The sequence below is a fragment of the Stenotrophomonas africana genome (assembly GCF_013004645.1).
Classification (GTDB): domain Bacteria; phylum Pseudomonadota; class Gammaproteobacteria; order Xanthomonadales; family Xanthomonadaceae; genus Stenotrophomonas; species Stenotrophomonas africana.
In genome coordinates, this window is the sequence record NZ_JABEME010000006.1 from 65,654 (window position 1) to 81,988 (window position 16,335).

18 protein-coding genes are annotated in these 16,335 nt (G+C 64.8%); 9 read left to right on the plus strand and 9 right to left on the minus strand.

From position 1 onward, the window contains the following. Positions 1–6: 6 nt before the first annotated feature. Complete coding sequence (locus tag HLA98_RS12090) at positions 7–384, minus strand: DUF4180 domain-containing protein (RefSeq protein ID WP_057501467.1); 378 nt, start codon at positions 382–384, stop codon at positions 7–9. A gap of 146 nt (positions 385–530) precedes the next feature. Between HLA98_RS12090 and HLA98_RS12095 the strand changes: the two genes are divergently transcribed. Then, positions 531–1,817: an alpha/beta hydrolase family protein gene (locus HLA98_RS12095; RefSeq protein ID WP_057501468.1), complete on the plus strand. Its 1,287-nt coding sequence runs from the start codon at positions 531–533 to the stop codon at positions 1,815–1,817. A gap of 25 nt (positions 1,818–1,842) precedes the next feature. Here HLA98_RS12095 and HLA98_RS12100 read toward each other — a convergent pair whose 3' ends face one another. The 5 genes from HLA98_RS12100 to HLA98_RS12120 all read right to left on the minus strand — a co-directional run bounded on the left by HLA98_RS12100 (position 1,843) and on the right by HLA98_RS12120 (position 4,749). After that, a complete protein-coding gene (locus HLA98_RS12100) occupies positions 1,843–2,859 on the minus strand; it encodes a DUF6896 domain-containing protein (protein ID WP_129550535.1) in 1,017 nt (338 codons plus the stop codon). Between the two features lie 50 nt (positions 2,860–2,909). Then, the gene (locus HLA98_RS12105; RefSeq protein ID WP_057501469.1) at positions 2,910–3,368 is read right to left on the minus strand and encodes an SRPBCC family protein; all 459 of its coding nucleotides are present in this window, start codon (positions 3,366–3,368) and stop codon (positions 2,910–2,912) included. Between the two features lie 2 nt (positions 3,369–3,370). After that, positions 3,371–3,685 carry an ArsR/SmtB family transcription factor gene (locus HLA98_RS12110; protein WP_005416268.1) on the minus strand — a complete coding sequence of 105 codons (315 nt, stop codon included), beginning with the start codon at positions 3,683–3,685 and terminating at the stop codon, positions 3,371–3,373. A gap of 11 nt (positions 3,686–3,696) precedes the next feature. After that, positions 3,697–4,152 (minus strand): SRPBCC family protein, encoded by a 456-nt coding sequence (locus tag HLA98_RS12115; protein WP_057501470.1) that lies wholly within the window; start codon positions 4,150–4,152, stop codon positions 3,697–3,699. 141 nt (positions 4,153–4,293) lie between these two features. Continuing rightward, positions 4,294–4,749 carry a MarR family winged helix-turn-helix transcriptional regulator gene (locus HLA98_RS12120; RefSeq protein ID WP_057501471.1) on the minus strand — a complete coding sequence of 152 codons (456 nt, stop codon included), beginning with the start codon at positions 4,747–4,749 and terminating at the stop codon, positions 4,294–4,296. An 80-nt stretch (positions 4,750–4,829) separates the two neighbouring features. Between HLA98_RS12120 and HLA98_RS12125 the strand changes: the two genes are divergently transcribed. The 4 genes from HLA98_RS12125 (at position 4,830) to HLA98_RS12140 (ending at position 9,082) form a co-directional block, all read left to right on the plus strand. Next, positions 4,830–5,924 carry an FAD-dependent oxidoreductase gene (locus HLA98_RS12125; protein ID WP_057501472.1) on the plus strand — a complete coding sequence of 365 codons (1,095 nt, stop codon included), beginning with the start codon at positions 4,830–4,832 and terminating at the stop codon, positions 5,922–5,924. 121 nt (positions 5,925–6,045) lie between these two features. Continuing rightward, positions 6,046–7,815, plus strand: a complete 1,770-nt coding sequence (locus HLA98_RS12130; protein WP_057501473.1) for an oleate hydratase — start codon at positions 6,046–6,048, stop codon at positions 7,813–7,815. A gap of 86 nt (positions 7,816–7,901) precedes the next feature. Next, positions 7,902–8,489, plus strand: a complete 588-nt coding sequence (locus HLA98_RS12135; RefSeq protein WP_057501474.1) for a TetR/AcrR family transcriptional regulator — start codon at positions 7,902–7,904, stop codon at positions 8,487–8,489. A gap of 92 nt (positions 8,490–8,581) precedes the next feature. Continuing rightward, positions 8,582–9,082, plus strand: coding sequence for a hypothetical protein (locus HLA98_RS12140; RefSeq protein ID WP_057501475.1), 501 nt, complete (start codon positions 8,582–8,584; stop codon positions 9,080–9,082). Between the two features lie 11 nt (positions 9,083–9,093). Here HLA98_RS12140 and HLA98_RS12145 read toward each other — a convergent pair whose 3' ends face one another. The 3 genes from HLA98_RS12145 to ftrA form a co-directional block, all read right to left on the minus strand. Then, positions 9,094–9,522 (minus strand): chemotaxis protein CheW, encoded by a 429-nt coding sequence (locus HLA98_RS12145; protein ID WP_232015540.1) that lies wholly within the window; start codon positions 9,520–9,522, stop codon positions 9,094–9,096. 136 nt (positions 9,523–9,658) lie between these two features. Next, positions 9,659–10,102, minus strand: a complete 444-nt coding sequence (locus tag HLA98_RS12150; RefSeq protein WP_057501477.1) for a BLUF domain-containing protein — start codon at positions 10,100–10,102, stop codon at positions 9,659–9,661. 95 nt (positions 10,103–10,197) lie between these two features. Continuing rightward, positions 10,198–11,199 carry a transcriptional regulator FtrA gene (gene ftrA, locus HLA98_RS12155; RefSeq protein ID WP_057501478.1) on the minus strand — a complete coding sequence of 334 codons (1,002 nt, stop codon included), beginning with the start codon at positions 11,197–11,199 and terminating at the stop codon, positions 10,198–10,200. A 368-nt stretch (positions 11,200–11,567) separates the two neighbouring features. Here ftrA and HLA98_RS12160 point away from each other — a divergent pair, with 368 nt between their 5' ends. From HLA98_RS12160 to HLA98_RS12175, 4 genes are all read left to right on the plus strand, one after another. Next, on the plus strand, positions 11,568–14,144 hold the full coding sequence (locus HLA98_RS12160) for a TonB-dependent receptor plug domain-containing protein (protein WP_129550534.1): 2,577 nt from the start codon (positions 11,568–11,570) through the stop codon (positions 14,142–14,144). A gap of 81 nt (positions 14,145–14,225) precedes the next feature. Beyond that, on the plus strand, positions 14,226–14,807 hold the full coding sequence (gene msuE / locus HLA98_RS12165) for an FMN reductase (RefSeq protein WP_057500923.1): 582 nt from the start codon (positions 14,226–14,228) through the stop codon (positions 14,805–14,807). A gap of 157 nt (positions 14,808–14,964) precedes the next feature. Next, on the plus strand, positions 14,965–15,327 hold the full coding sequence (locus HLA98_RS12170; RefSeq protein WP_057500924.1) for a DUF3088 family protein: 363 nt from the start codon (positions 14,965–14,967) through the stop codon (positions 15,325–15,327). A 14-nt stretch (positions 15,328–15,341) separates the two neighbouring features. After that, positions 15,342–16,319 carry an MsnO8 family LLM class oxidoreductase gene (locus tag HLA98_RS12175; protein WP_049449648.1) on the plus strand — a complete coding sequence of 326 codons (978 nt, stop codon included), beginning with the start codon at positions 15,342–15,344 and terminating at the stop codon, positions 16,317–16,319. Positions 16,320–16,335 lie beyond the last annotated feature (16 nt).

The window sequence follows — 16,335 nt, forward strand, 5'->3', positions numbered from 1 at the left end:
CGGCGTTCAGCCGGCGCTGGCGGGGGCCGGCAGGTGAGCCAGCAGGGCGTCCCAGTCGGCCACGAAGCAGCCGTTGTGCCCGCGGTTGCATTCGGTGATCCACGCGTCCAGGGATTCGCTCTGCGCGCGGTAGGCACTGACGTCGCCCAGTACGGCGAAGCGCAGGCGGTAGTTCACCAGCATCTGCAGCCACTGCCCGGCCATGCCGGAGCGCAGCTCGAAGAAGTCTGGAGAGAGGCGCTGCACCGGCACGGCGATCCACTCGGCCTGGTGCCCGAGGGCATCGCCGACCAGGTCGCGCAGGGCGTTGCCATCCAGCTGGGGGCCTGTATCGGCGCTGCGCAGGATGCGGGTGCTGCCGATCTGTTCGAGATGGGTGTGCATGGTGCGCTCTGAAGTCCGTATCGTCCGCCCAGTATGGCCGTGGAAGGGGAGCGACGGCGAGCGGTTGCAGCATGAATCTGGCGAATGGACGCGTTAGGCTGCGCCCGGCGCCTGCGCAACGCGGGTTCACTGCAACGGGGAAGGGCATGGCAGGGTGGAAGAATCGTTCGTTGTTGACCGCGGTGCTGGTGTGTTCGGGTCTGCCGGCTGCAGCCGCCGAGCTGTGCACGGCCAGCGCCTACGGTGACGGGCAGGGCAGCATCGTGGTGCTGGGCGCACCCGCTGCGGCACCGGCCACGGGGCAGCGCTATCTGATGCTGGACGGGCGACGTGGCGCCACCGGCGATGCCAACGCACCGGTGAGCTGCAGCGGCGATGTGGTCAGCTTCAGGTCGCGTGCCGGCGCCACGCAGCGCTGGCAGCGACTGCCGACCCGCGATACCGAGACAACCTTCATCAGTGCGGGAACCACGCTGGTTGGGCAGTTGATCGAGCCGGCCGGCCCGGCCGATCCGACGCGGCCGCTGGTGGTGCTGGTGCACGGCTCGGAACGCACGATGGCGGTGGCGGCGATCTACCAGCGGATGCTGGTGGCGCAGGGAATTTCAGTGTTCGCCTACCAGAAGCGTGGCACCGGCGATTCGGAAGGCGAGTACACGCAGAACTTCGAGCTGCTGGCTGACGACGCGGCGGCGGCACTGACGAAGGCGCGCGCGCTGGCAGCGGGGCGTTTCGGCCGGGCCGGCTACTTCGGTGGCAGCCAGGGCGGGTGGATCGCACCGTTGGCGGCGACGCGCTCGCAGGCGGATTTCGTGGCGATCGGTTTCGGGCTGGTGGTGTCGCCCATCCAGGAGGACCGCGAGCAGTTGTTCGATGAGGCACAGCGCATGCAGTTGGATGCGGCGGCGGTGGTGCAGGTCAGACAGCTTTCAGGTGCGACCGCGCAGTTGATGCGCACGCATTTCAATGAAGGGTTCGAGGCGCTGGCGAAGGCGCGTACGCAGATCGGTGCCGCACCGTGGGCAAGGACGATCAGAGGCGAATACAGCGGTGACATGCTGCGCATGAGTGACGCCGACCTGCGTCGGATCGGCCGCGCGCGCTTCGACAACCTGGAGCTGATCTGGGACTACGACGCCGAGGCCGCGCTGCGCCGCCTGAAGGTACCGTTGCTGTGGGTGCTGGCCGAGCAGGACCGCGCCGCGCCGATTGCCGCCACGCGTTCGATCCTGTCGCGCCTGCGCGCGTCGGGGCAGCCGATCGAGACCTACCTGTTCCCGGATACCGATCACGGCATGGTCGAGTTCCGTACCGATGCCGAGGGCAACCGCGTGTCGACGCGGATCACCGACGGCTATCTGCGCCTGCTGGCCGATTGGATCAAGCAGGATGTGCATGGCAGTTATGGGCGTGCGCGCAGATTGGCGAAATGAAAAAATAGGGAGCCTCGATTGCGACCTATTTTTCTGAAGCAGGCATGGTAGTTGATCTACGTCGTTTTCGCTCCCGAGCCACGCTCCTCACTACACTCTCTGCCATTCTTCCGGTTTCCAAGTAGTACACCTCGGCCGTTATTCTGTAATTTGAGAAGAACTCTGCAAGTTGACGATGTAGCTCCATTGCCCATCTCAATCTTTGACCATCCTGCGAGAAAAACGCTTCTAGAGCCTTGGCATCAGTGAGTAGATGGAAGACATTGTTTCGCAGAATTCTTAGGGAATTAGCGTGCTTCTTGAATAGGCTGTTCAGTTCGTCTAGCAGCGGAATCACTTCCTGAAAAGAGTGATGGCGCCTTCTCTGAAGTAGTAGTCTTACCCCGATCGACTGAATGCCTTCCATTGTTGAGTGCAGATATCCCAGCCATGACAGCAGGTAGACGCGGAGTCCTATTCTCTTCAATCGGCTCAGTCCATTATGCTTCTCTGCGTAACGGACGGTTGAATTGTAGTGTCCGAGCATCACGTCGGCCGAGAGAAAGCATTCAGAGTGCAGGGTTAGTATCCTGTCCTGAGACTGGTGGGGCAGGCCACAGCCATCCGTCAGGATTCGATTTACATCCTGGCTCTTGCTGATTGCAATGTCTGCAACGTAATACAGGCCATAGGGGGCTTGAATTAGTTCACCTTTGATGATCCCATCTTTCAGCCATACTCCGAGCTCGGGGCGAGTCGAGGTTGGGTAGGCATCGCGCCTGCTGTCCAAGAAGCATTCAAGACGCCATCTGTCAAATCCAGTGGTCTCTCCTTGATCTCCAAAGTCAAAATCAACTTGTCCGTCAGGTAGATCCAGCCAGATTCCGCGGCCATGCCTTTGGTAGCTCACACCTCCGACGAGCTTTCCCTCTCGGGGATCGTTCCGAAGGGTCCACTCGTGGCTGCTATATGGCATTTCAATGCCAGATTCTCTCAGAATCTTTACTGCGTACGATACTTGCTTCTGATAGTCGCGAATGAGATTCGCGAAGGCTAGTTCCATGGTCTGTGGTCAATGATTGGCGATGTCTGATTCTGGTGAATCTATTCTGCTCATCTCGGCTTCGCGAACACATCCAACCCCTTGCCCGTCTCCAGCAGCGACTTCAGGCTCGACAGCACGATCGGCCAGCCCTGGCGGATGCCGGTATCCATGCCGCTGCCGGGTTCCAGTGCGTCGTGGGTGACGGTCAGCCGCACCATGTCCTGGTAGGGCACGATGTCGAAGGTGACGCGGCTGTAGGCATCCGGGTTGTCGGCCTGCGAGGCGGCGGCCCAGGTGATGACCAGCCGCGAGGGTGGCGTGCTTTCCACCACTTCGCCGACCAGCTCGACCGATCGTGTTTCGTTGGCGCGCACGTGCTGCCAGCGCGAGCCGGGCTTCCAGTCCGATACGTTCTCGTGGCCCCAATAGCGGCTGGCGATCTCGGGGCGGGTGATGGCCTCGAACACCTTCTGTGGCGTGGACGCGATATAGATCACGTGGATGAAGCGGGTGGACTCTGCGGACATCGTCATTCTCCTTCCAGTTCGCGTTTCAGGTCATGCAGCAGGCTCAGGCGCTGCTGCTCGAACTTGCGTACCCAGCGCTCATAGACTTCATGCAGTGGCACCGGGTTGATGAAGTGCAGCTTTTCGCGACCACGGCGCACGGTGCTGATCAGGTTCGCGTCTTCCAACAGGCCAAGGTGCTGGGTGACCGATTGCCGGGCCATGTCCAGGTGCTCGCACAGCTGACCGAGGGTCTGGCCGTTGTCTTCGCAGAGCAGGTCCAGCAGCGTGCGGCGCGTGGGATCGGCCAGGGCCTTGAACACCTTGTCTGCATTCATGCGGGGCGTCTTCAGTTCCAGTTGTCGATCCTGACGTCGTGTGGGTTGGGCTGGCCCTTGCCGTTTTCCAGCAGTGCCTTCAGGCTCATCAGGAACACCGCCCACTTGGTGCTGCAGTGGGAGGTGAACTCGACGTGTTCCTTCCAGCCTTCGTGGGTGAACAGCACGATGCAGTAGTCGCCTTCCTGTTTGAGTTTGAAGCGCACATGGGTGCCGATCCATTCGGCGGGGCCAGCCAGGAACTTCCAGAGCACCAGCTCGCCAGGAATGAGCTGTTCCAGCTTCATTTCCATGGCGCCGATCTCCTGGCCGTTGTTCGTGAAACGCGCCTTGACCGTGCCGCCGACCTCGCGGTCGCCATGGATGTCGTCGGCCCACCATCCGGCCACGCCTTCGGGGGTTGCCAGCGCCTGGTACACCTGGCTTGCGGGGGCCTTGATGCCGACCCTGTGTGCGATATCCACCATTGCAGGTTCCTCGCGATGGGCCGGCAGGCGCCGCCCTTGAGTGGACTATATGCAGGTAAATACCTGCATGTCAAATCCGGCCCAGGGACTTCCGGCCCTGGTAGTGCCGGCCGCTGGCCAGCATCCCGGTGGGGCGATGCTTCAGTTCTCCGCGTCCTGAAGGGCGGCATGCAGTGTGTCGGTGATCCGCTGCAATGCGGCACGATCATCGGCGGAGAGATGGTCGAGAAAATACCGGCGGACACCGGCAGCGTGCACCGGCCGTGCCGCGCGCAGCTGCGCGTGACCTTCTGCGGTCATGCGGATCACTACGACGTTTTCGCTGTCGGTATCGCGTTCGATCAGGCCACGGCCGGCCATGCGGGTCAGCTGGTGCGAGAGGCGCGTCTTGTCCCATTCCAGGTAGTCCAGCAGTTCGCGCTGACGGCGGCAGCGATCCTTGGACTGGTTCAGCTCCATCAGCACGATGAAGTCGGCCCTTGAGAGCCCGGTGCTGCGGGTGATGTCCTGGACGATGCGGCCGGAGGTGATCTCGGCCATGCGCCGGAAGCCGCGCCAGGCGGCCCATTCGTCGGGTGTGATGCTGGGGGAGGTCATGGCCGAACGTTGCCGCGAGAAGGTTGACATGTCAACCCGCCCGATCTACGGTTGACGTATCAACTCACATGGATTGCGCCATGCAGCACCCTCCCCGCATCGCCGTCATCGGCGCAGGCCCCGCTGGCCTGACCGCTGCGCTCATCCTGCATCGCGGCGGTCACCGCGTGAGCGTGTACGAGGGCGAAGCATCCGGGCAGCAGCGCACACAAGGCGGCACGCTGGATCTGCACGACGATTCCGGGCAGGTGGCACTGCGGCGCGCGGGCCTGCTGGAGGCCTTCCGTGCGGTCGCACGGCATGAGGGGCAGGAGGCGCGGATGGGCGACCCGTGGTCCGGGGAGATCACCATCGGCGGGTTCGGGCCGGAGGGGAGCAAGGACAAGCCGGAGATCGACCGCGGCGACCTGCGCCAGCTGCTGCTGGACGCGCTGCCGGCGGAAACGGTGCAGTGGGGCCACAGCCTGACCGAGCTGGTCCCTGCGCAGGCGAACGGCCACAGCCTGCGTTTCGCCAACGGCGTGCAGCGCGAGGCGGACATCGTGATCGGTGCCGATGGCGCGTGGTCGAAAGTGCGCGCGGCCTTGAGTGCGTGCCAGCCGCTGCCCACCGGCATTACGTTTTTCGAGGGTTGGATCGAGCGGCCAGCAGCGGACATCGCAGCGATGGTCGGGCAGGGCAGCCTGTTCTGCTTTGGCGGCGAGGAGGCCCTGTTCGTGCAGCGCAACAGCCGCGATCGACTCTGCGTCTATGCGGCGCTGAAGTGCTCTTCCGAGTGGCTCGATGCGCAGATCGCGCAGCACGGCATGCGTACGCTGGTGACAGGCCGCTATGCCGGGTGGGCCCCGAATCTTCGGCGCGTGCTGGAGGCTTGCACGGACTTCGTGCGGCGCCCGATCTACAGCCTGCCGGCGGATTTCCACTGGCCCCCGCGCGATGGTGTGACCCTGATCGGCGATGCGGCGCATCTGATGCCGCCGGTGGGCGTGGGCGTGAACCTGGCGATGCTGGACGCGTCGGATGTGGCGATGGCGTTGTGTGCGCAGCCGGATGCGATCAGCGCGATGCACGATGCCGAAGCGGTGGTCTGCGAACGCGCCCGCGCGTTGATGCCCGATGCCATCGAGGGGTTCCAGCGCTGGTTCATTAGCGAAAGGGATGCGCCACGCGGTTGATGACCGGTCGAAGCATGGGTCTCCACGCGCCTGCGTCACTGGGTCGCAGGCGGGCTGAAGCATGCGGTACATCGGTTCGGCGCTAGAGTGGGAACGATCCCCCTCCAGGAAGGAGCAACGCATGTACTACAGCAGTGGCAATTACGAAGCCTTCGCGCGCCCGCGCAAGCCCGCCGGTGTCGATGACAAGCGCGCATGGTTCGTCGGTTCGGGTCTGGCCTCGCTGGCTGGCGCCGCGTTCCTGGTGCGTGATGGGCGCATGGCCGGTGAGCGCATCACCATTGTTGAACAGCAGCAGATTCCCGGCGGCGCGCTGGATGGCCTGAAGGTGCCGGAAAAGGGCTTTGTGATCCGCGGCGGCCGCGAGATGGAAGATCATTTCGAGTGCCTGTGGGACCTGTTTCGCTCGATTCCATCGCTGGAGATTGAAGATGCCAGCGTGCTGGACGAGTTCTACTGGTTGAACAAGGACGACCCGAACTATTCGCTGCAGCGCGCCACCATCAATCGCGGCGAAGATGCACACACCGATGGGTTGTTTACCCTGAGCGAACAGGCACAGAAGGACATCATCGCGCTGTTCCTGGCCACCCGGCAGGAGATGGAGAACAAGCGCATCAACGAAGTGCTGGGCCGCGACTTCCTGGACAGCAATTTCTGGCTGTACTGGCGCACCATGTTCGCGTTCGAGGAATGGCATTCAGCGCTGGAGATGAAGCTGTACCTGCATCGCTTCATCCACCACATCGGCGGCCTGCCGGATTTCTCGGCGTTGAAGTTCACCAGGTACAACCAGTACGAATCGCTGGTGCTGCCGTTGGTGAAATGGTTGCAGGAGCAGGGCGTGGTGTTCCAGTACGGCACCGAAGTGACCGACGTCGACTTCGATCTGCAGCCGGACCGCAAGCAGGCCACGCGCATCCATTGGATGCATGACGGTGTAGCCGGTGGCGTGGATCTCGGCAAGGATGATCTGCTGTTCATGACCATCGGTTCGCTGACCGAGAATTCGGACAACGGCGATCACCACACCGCAGCGCGCCTGAACGAAGGCCCGGCGCCTGCCTGGGACCTGTGGCGACGCATTGCCGCGAAGGATGCCGCGTTCGGGCGTCCGGATGTGTTCGGCGCGCACATTCCGGAAACCAAGTGGGAATCGGCAACGGTGACCACGCTGGATGCACGCATTCCGGCCTACATCCAGAAGATCGCCAAGCGCGATCCGTTCAGTGGCAAGGTAGTGACCGGCGGCATCGTCAGCGTGCGTGACTCGCGCTGGCTGATGAGCTGGACGGTGAACCGTCAGCCGCATTTCAAGAACCAGCCCAGGGACCAGATCGTGGTCTGGGTGTACTCGCTGTTTGTGGATACGCCCGGCGACTACGTGAAGAAGCCGATGCAGGACTGCACCGGCGAGGAGATCACCCGGGAATGGCTGTATCACCTGGGCGTGCCGGTGGAAGAGATCGATGAGCTGGCCGCGACCGGCGCGAAGACAGTGCCGGTGATGATGCCGTACATCACGGCGTTCTTCATGCCACGCCAGGCAGGTGACCGCCCGGACGTGGTGCCGGAAGGTGCGGTGAACTTCGCCTTCATCGGTCAGTTCGCTGAATCGAAACAGCGCGACTGCATCTTCACTACCGAGTACTCGGTGCGCACGCCGATGGAGGCGGTGTACACCTTGCTGGGGATCGAGCGTGGCGTGCCGGAGGTGTTCAATTCCACGTATGACGTGCGCTCGCTGCTGGCCGCGACCGGACGCCTGCGTGATGGCAAGGAACTGGACATTCCCGGGCCAGCGTTCCTGCGCAACCTGCTGATGAACAAGCTGGACAAGACCCAGATCGGCGGGCTGCTTCGCGAGTTCAAGCTGGTGCAGGAGGACTGAGCGGGGCGCGGGTAGCGCCGGGCCATGCCCGGCGAGCCCAGCAGCGGGAAGTTGACAGCGAGTCAACCTACTAGTAGGTTGGCGACATGAAAGAGTCGCTCTCGCCCAAGGCCCAGGAGATCCTGGCCCACGCCCGTACGCTGCTGGAGGCCGGTGGCTACAACGGCTTCAGCTATGCGGACGTTTCGGCGCGGGTGAACATCAGCAAGGCCAGCATCCATCACCACTTCCCCAGCAAGGCAGACCTGGTGCGCACGGTGGTTGAACTGTACCGGGCCGAGGCGCGCGAAGGCCTGGCGCTGCTGGACCGGCAGCTGGCCGACCCGCTGCAGGAGCTCAACGCCTATGTGGATTACTGGTCCAGCTGTATTGCGGGCGGCACGTCGTCGTTCTGCATCTGCGCGATGCTGGCGGCAGAGGCACCAATGATCCCTGCTGAGATTGCCGATGAGGTGCGCGGGCATTTCGAGGATCTGAGCGGGTGGCTGACGGTGACGCTGGAGAAGGGCGCGGCGCAGGGCCAGTTGCGCCTGCAGGGTTCCCCTGCAGACGAGGCCAAGGCGTTCATGTCGTCGGTGCATGGTGCGATGCTGGCCGCGCGCGGTTTCGGTGATGCGGCGACGTTCGCGGCACTGGCGCGATTGGCCATTGCGCGGGTGAGCGCGACTGCCTGACATGACTGTGGTGGGGCCTGCGGCGACGTGGGCCTTCTTTTTGAACCATTAGCCTACCTACTAGTAGGTATATTTAACTCTGGAGATGTTCCATGTCGCACTCTCTGTCCCCCTTGGGCGTGATCCACACGGCAGTCAGCCTGGTACCGGTGTTCGCCGGCCTGTATGCCTTCATTCGCCATCGCGCGATCGACCCAGCCACACGTTCCGGCAAGTTGTACCTGCTCGGACTGGTGCTGTCGGTGGCCACGTCGTTCACCGTGTCCAGCACGGGCGGGATCAACCCCGGCCACGCATTTGGGGTGATCGTGCTGCTGGTGGCATTCGGCGGCGTGCTGGCCGCCCGGCTGCGCTGGCTGGGGCGCGCAGCGCGTTACCTGTCAACGTTCGCGCTGTCTTTCAGCTTCCTGCTGTCGTTGGTACCCGGCGTCAATGAAACGCTGACCCGCTTGCCGGCAGCGCATCCGATTGCTGCGGCGCCGATGTCCCCGGTGGTGCTGCAGACGCTGCTGGGGTTGGCGGTGGCGTTTGTGATCGGCTTTGCGGCGCAGTGCTGGCGCATGCGGTTTCAGGCGGTTTGCAGGCGAACTTGAGCAGATGCGCCTCAGTCCCGCACCGCGAGTGCAGCCAGCAGCGACTGCGGTTCGATCAGCGCAGCCGAACGTGCGGAATCGATCTGGACGTGGCGGCTGCAGAAGTTGAACGATCGACCTTGGGCAGGCGCGGATACGTCTGGAGATGCGTCTGGCGTCTCGATCTGCAGCACCTCGTCAACAGCCAGTGCCAGCGTTGAAGTGCCTGCCTTGATCAACAGCATGGCCGGGCATCCACCCTCGAATGCCGGTTGACCGCTCATGCTGCACAGGTCGGCCACCGGCAACGCTTGCCCGCGCACCTCCAGGGTCGGCCTGCCCGGATGATCTACCGGGCCGAACCTTTCCGGGCCGCGTATTTCGATGGCTGCCCGCACGTCGATCGCGAACAGGGCCGTGCCTGCACGCATGACGACGATTTCGAACAGGTCAGCGGGCAATTCGCGTGCGTTCGTTGATGAATGAGCGGGTGGAGACATGCTGTGGGCGTGGAGAAGACCGTGGGGAGGACGCTTTGAATGATGACGGCCGCAGGGGTTACATGGCCGCGCGGGCCCGCGCGCGCACGGCGGCGGTTCAGGTGCATCCGGCGGTTGCGCGTCGTGCACCGGCGGTGCCGATGCGCGGAAAGTGCGGACGCAGCAGGCCGACGAGCTGATCCATGCCGGGAACGGAGTGGCCAAACTCGTCCCATCGCGCATTGACCAGGCCGGACACCACGATCTGCCCGGTCTCGATGTGGGTCATGGCCCAGTACGGAACGGCACGGGTACTGATCGCCATGTCCAGTACCGGCACGATGGCAGCATGCGAACGGCTGTCATGGATGCGGCGCCTGACCGCCTCCAGGCCGTCGGGCGGGCCTTCGATGTACTGGAAAAACCGCTGCCCGTCGACGAGCAGCGCTCCGGTGACGTCCACCCGGCGATTGAACGCGGCAGAGCCCGAGACGATCTGGCGGAGGGTTTCATCGGAAAGCCCAGCCGACCTGTGGCTGGAGTAAGCAAATGCGTGGAGCATGGAAGGGGCTTCGTGTGACGCCCATCACTATACGTGGGTCTCCACCGTCCGCCGTGAGCCTTTTCTCACGTGGCGCTGGAGAGCGCTGAGTTGGATCAGCAGCCCACCAGCCGATCCGCGCCAATACCGCCGCGATGCTGGCTGCGGTACTCGGTAGGGCTCGCAGCGACCTGACCTCGGAAGTGCCGTCGGAAGGATTCCTGCGAACCAAAGCCGGCCTGTTCTGCAATCCACTGCAGCGGCCGGTCAGTGGTTTCCAGCAGTTCGCGGGCGAAGGCCACGCGCTCGCGGATCAGCCAGTCGATCGGCGACAGGCCCGTGGCTTCCAGAAACTGCCGCTGCAAGGTGCGTTGGCTGAGTGCAGCCTGCTCGGCGAGACTGCCCAGTGAATGGGGCTCGCGCAGGTTGCGGCGCATCCACTCCATGAGTTTCGCCAGACGCGTCGGTTCCCCGTTGGGGATCGCGCGGCTGACGCGCTGGCTGCGCCCGGCATCGCGCCACGGTGCCAGCACCAGCCGCTCGGCGACCAGGTTGGCCACGCGTGCGCCGTAGTCCTTGCGCACCATGTGCAGCATCATGTCCATGCCGGTGGCTGAGCCGGCCGAGGTGATGATGCTGCCAGTATCCACATAGAGCACATCCTCGCGCACATCAATGCGCGGGAAGTCGCGTGCCAGCGCTTCGGTGAGGCGCCAGTGGGTGGTGGCCTGGCGGCCATCGAGCAGCCCGGCCCAGGCCAGCACGAAGGCACCGGAGCAGATCGAGGCGATGCGCGCGCCACGGGCATGGGCACGGATGAGCGCATCGAGCAGTGCCTGCGCTGGGCGCTCGCTGGGTTCGCGCCAACCGGGGATGACGATGATGTCGGCGTCGTCGACGGCATCGAGCGCGTAGGGCAGCTGCACTTGGGTACCACCGAGCATGCGCAGTGCACCGGGCTCGCCTGCGCAGAGCTGGGTGCGGTACCAGGCCACGCCGAGTTCCGGCCGCACGGGTGCGAACAGGCCGACCGCGCAGCCGAACTCGAACAGCCCCTGGCCGTGGCAGGCGACGATGGCGACGAGCGGCGCGTTGGGATCGGCGGATGGGCTGGGCATGGCTTGATGCTACGGGTGGTGATGTGCGCCGCAGAGTGCTGCGCGGGCATGAGGTGATGCCTGTGGAGCATGTGTACGGGGGCATTCGTCTGGCTTGGGCACCCGACGGGGTAGAGTCGACTGTTAGTCGACTATCGCGCGCAGCGCGGGCTTCCAGGCGGTATCGCCAACAGCAGTGGACTAACAGTCGACTCTACACCGTCGGGTGTCGTCCGCCGCCGGCCGCGTGCGCAGCCCCGCCTAACCTCATTACCAGCAGTCATGTGGGTGGCCGGATATGACGGTTGGGTGACGCGATCCCGCCTGTTGCCGTGGGTGAACAGGCCCTTGAATGGAAGCGTGTTTCCGGCCCACCCCCACGAGCCCCCATGCCTGCCGCCCACGCCCCTGTCCTGAGCTCTCTCGCTGTTCTGATCACAGCCGTCCTTGCCGCGTCGTCCAGCCATGCCGCTGAAGCCGATGCGGATCCTGCCACCACGGCAGCCTCCGCCAATGTCGCGGCATCCACGCTGGATGCGGTGGTGGTGACCGGCTCGCGCACCAGCACGCGTACGGTGAAGAACAGCTCCACGCCTATCGATGTGATCTCCGCCGAGGACCTTGCCTCCACCGGCCAGGCCAACCTGCTGGAAGCGCTGCAGCGTGCGCTGCCGTCACTGAGCCAGATCGGCGGCTACCAGAGCGACCAGGAGAGCCTGATCCGCGGCTACCAACTGCGCAACCTGTCGCCCGGCTACACCCTGGTGCTGGTCAACGGCAAGCGCCGCAATGCCAGCGCCTATGTGAGCGGGGCGAATGGCGGCGGCTTCCCAGGGCACGCCTGGGCAGACCTGGCACTGATTCCGGTCTCGGCCATCGACCATGTGGAAGTGCTGCGCGATGGTGCATCGGCCATCTATGGCTCGGATGCGATTACCGGTGTGGTCAATGTGATCCTGAAATCGCAGGCGCACGGTGGCGAGTTTGCCGTGGAAAGCGGACAGAGCATCGATGGCGATGGCTCGCGTACCAGCGTGCGCGCCAATGTCGGCCTGCCGTGGGGCCAGGACGGCTTCATCAACCTGTCCGGCGAGATCACCCGCCAGCATCATGCGATTCGTACCCGCCGCTACATCGATGGCTACCTGAGTTACCCGGCCGTGGATGCGAATGGCAATCGGGTGGCGCTGCGTCCGAACAACCGGTTGCCGGCCGGCGCAACGCCGAACCCGGCCGAAGCCAGCCGCAATGCCGAGGCCAATACCATCCTCAGCTCGCCGTCGTATGCGCTGAAGGCCTTCGCGGTGAACGTGGGCCATGGCCTGGGCGACAGCGCGCAGTTCTACGCCAATGCCACCGCCAGCGACCGCACCGCGCAGGCGATCCAGAACTTCCGCCTGCCGGCGACCATCTTCACTACCTACAAGGCACCCGGCGTGCTGGGCGTGTTTCCCGATGGCTTCCTGCCGGTGCTGGAAACCAAGGAAAAGCAGTACACCGGTACCGCAGGCGTGAAAGGCCAGGTCGCGGGCTGGGACTACGACGCCAGCCTGACCGGCAACCGCAGCACAGTGCGTACCTATACGCGCAACTCGGTGAACTACTCGCTGCCGTACCCCGGCTCGCCCACTGATTTCTATGACGGCAAGCTGGACTACCAGCAGGGCATCGCCAACCTGGACCTGCGGCGTGGCTTCGAGGTGGCAGCGTTCGCCTCGCCACTGGAAGTGAGCGCGGGCGCCGAGTACCAGCACGAACAGTACGAACGCGGGGCAGGGCAGTGGGAGTCGTACACCGGCTTCGGTGCCGCGGCGTTCGTCGGCTATTCCACCGCCGATGCGGTGAAGGCGACCCGCAACAGCAAGGCGGTCTATGTGGGCGCGGCCACCAACATCACCTCGCGCTGGTATCTGGATGCGGCCGCGCGCTGGGAAGACCATTCCGACTTCGGCAGTGTCTCCACCGGCCGCCTGACCACACGTTTCGACTTCACCGATGCGCTGGGCGTGCGCGCCACGGTCAGCAACGGCTTCCATGCGCCCAGCCTGGGCGCGCAGTTCTACCAGGCCACTGGCAGCTGCCCGTGCGGGACCACGCTGGTGGCGCAGGTGTCTTCGCCGGCGGCGATCGCGCTGGGTGCCACGCCGCTGAAGCCCGAGAAAGCCACCAACTACAGCCTGGGCGTGACCTGGGACCCGAGCCCGGCGTTCCACCTGGCAGTGGATGCCTATCAGATCGACATCCGCGGCCAGCTCGGTCAGTCAAGCCAGATCGGTTACAACGCGCAGGATCCGGCGCGCGTCACCGACAACAGCGGCACGGTGCTGAGTGCGGCGCAGAAGAACACCATCGATGCGCTGCTGGGCTCGGCCGGCATCAGCATTCTGCCGGGTGATGCGTTCTATGCCAGCTACTTCACCAACGTGGGCAACACGCGTACACGCGGTGTCGAGCTGACGCTGGAGGCGAACCAGGAAACCACGTGGGGCAAGCTGCGCTGGAGCTACGCGGCCAACGTCGGCCGTACCACCATCCAGAAGGTCAGCGACATTCCGGCGGCGCTGCAGGGGCTGCCGAACATCAACCTGCTGACCAGGTCCAGCGAGTACGCGCTGCGCTTCCGCACGCCCAGCTACACCCAGGTGGCCGGGCTGGGCTGGCAGAACGGGCGCTGGCGCTCGAACCTGGACTTCACCTACTACGGCCCGATCAAGCGCCTGAACAACGGCGTGGAGTACAAGCAGCCGCCGGTGCTGGTGACCAACCTGTCCGGTGGCGTGGAACTGGGGGCGGGCTGGAGCGCGGCGCTGGGCATCAACAACGTGTTCGACAAGCGCACGCGCAAGGTGCCCGAGTACGCGCGCAGCGCCACTGATGTGGCCAGTATCGAGACGACCTGGGACAACGGCGATGTGCTGAGCAACGTTGGGGCGTACTGGTACGGGCGGGTCAGTTACCGGTTCTGATCTGGAGCAGTCGAGCATGGCTCGACTCTACAAAAGGCGAAGGGCGGCCGGACGTAGTCCGGCATCATCGAGGAGCAGTTCATGTCTTCTGCATTGAAGGTGGTTGCATTGGTGGGGTCGCCGACCAGTTCGGTGACGTCGCGTACGTTGCTGCTGGTGCGGTACCTGCTGGCGTCTCTGCAGGAGCAGGTGCATGCCAGCGTGGAGCGGGTGGAGCTGGCGCCGATTGCACGCTCGCTGGGCCAGTCACTGTCGCGGGGTGAAGTGGAACCGGCAGTGGAACAGGCGCTGCGGACCATCGAGACCGCCGAATTACTCGTGGTGGCAGCGCCCGTGCACCGTGGATCGTATCCGGGCCTGTTCAAGCACCTGGTCGACTTCATCGAGCTGGAAGCGCTGGTGGATACGCCGGTACTGCTGGCGGCAACCGGTGGCAGTGAGCGCCATGCGCTGGTGATCGATCACCAGCTGCGGCCGTTGTTCAGTTTCCTGCAGGCGCACACGCTGCCGATCGGGGTGTACGCCACGCCGGCCGACTTCGACGGTGAGCACATCACCAGTGTGGCCTTGCAGGCGCGCATCGCGCTGGCGACCGAGCGTGCGGCCGGGCATCTGGCCACGCAGTCGCTGGCGGTAGCGGCGCCGCTGCGACGCATCGCCTGACGCCATAACCGGCGGCGCTTTGCTTATGGCCAAGGCGCATCTGCATGGCCGGATGTGACCGCCGATTGTCGCCTGGCATCGCCGTGCCGACGGCTGTCATCTCTAGCATCGATATCGACGCGGCATCGCATGGCCGCCCCCCGATGAGGACGACCCCGTGAGTCTGGACGCAAACGATAAGCCCATCCTGTTCCTGCTCGACCGTGAGTTCGAGGACGGACAGATTCCCGGCCAGCGCTTCTTCTGCCGGCACAGCCTGTTGCTGGAAGGGGCGCTGTCGAGCATCGACGGCCTGGACGCGCAGCTGGACGTGCGCCACGTCGGTTTTGCGCGGCCGCGCCACGAGGTGATCGCCGCGATCGGCGAGCAGGACCAGTCGCTGCCGAAGCTGGTGCTGCCGCAGGGCGTGCGCAGCGACCTGGCCAGCGGCGCGCACCAGGACCGCCAGTACATCTCCGGTGCCGAGCCGATCCTGGCCGCGCTGAACGGATTGCTCGGTATTCCCGTGGCCCACCCCTGAGCGAGGACGCGACCATGAGTTATCAGATCAGCGTGCTGGACAAGAGCCCGGTGGCCGAAGGTGCCTCGCCGGAGCAGGCGCTGCGCAACAGCCTGCAGCTGGCACAGCGTGCCGAGCAGTTGGGTTACCACCGGTACTGGTTTGCCGAGCACCATGCCGCGCCGACCTTGGCCAGCCCCGCACCGGAAGTGCTCGCGGCCTGGGTACTGGCGCAGACCCGGCGCATCCGCATCGGCAGCGGTGGGGTGATGCTGCGCCACTACGCGCCGTACAAGGTCGCGGAGAACTTCAACCTGCTGTCGGCGCTGGCGCCGGGGCGTGTTGACCTCGGCGTGGGCAAGGCACCCGGTGGCCTGCCGGCCTCTACGGCTGCATTGGCAGCGGGGCGGCCGGCGTTTGCCGATTTCGACCAGCAGCTGCGCGACCTGGAGGGCTATCTGTCGGGTACCGACGCCGAGGCGCAGGCGCGCCCGATCCCGCAGCAGGCGCCGGAGCGCTTCCTGCTCGGTGCCAGCCCGCAGAGCGCCAAGCAGGCGGCCGAGCTGGGCTGGCGTTTCGTTTACGCCGCGCACTTTGATGGCGACCCGAAACACATCGAGGCTGCGTTCGATGCCTATCGCAGCGTCTCCTCGCAGCCACCGCTGCTGGCCACGGTGGCCTTCGCCGCACCGACTGCTGAAGCCGCAGCGCGTCACATCGGTGCGCTGCGGGTCTACAAGCTGCACCTCGGTCCCGGGCAAGCGGTGAACCTGCCCAGCCCGGAGGCGGCTGCCGAGTACGCGCGCCAGGTGGGCGTGGCCGACTTCCGCATCGAGGAAACCCGCCCGAGCGTGTTGTCTGGCGATGCGCAGCACGTGCGTGACGAACTGGATGCGCTGCACCGGCGCTTCGGCGTGGGTGAGTTCATTCTCGATGCGCCGGTGGCCGACCTCGACGCACGCCTGACATCCCTTGAACTGCTGTCGCCCGCGCCGCGCGCGGCGGTGGCCTGACCTGCAGGAGCGATTC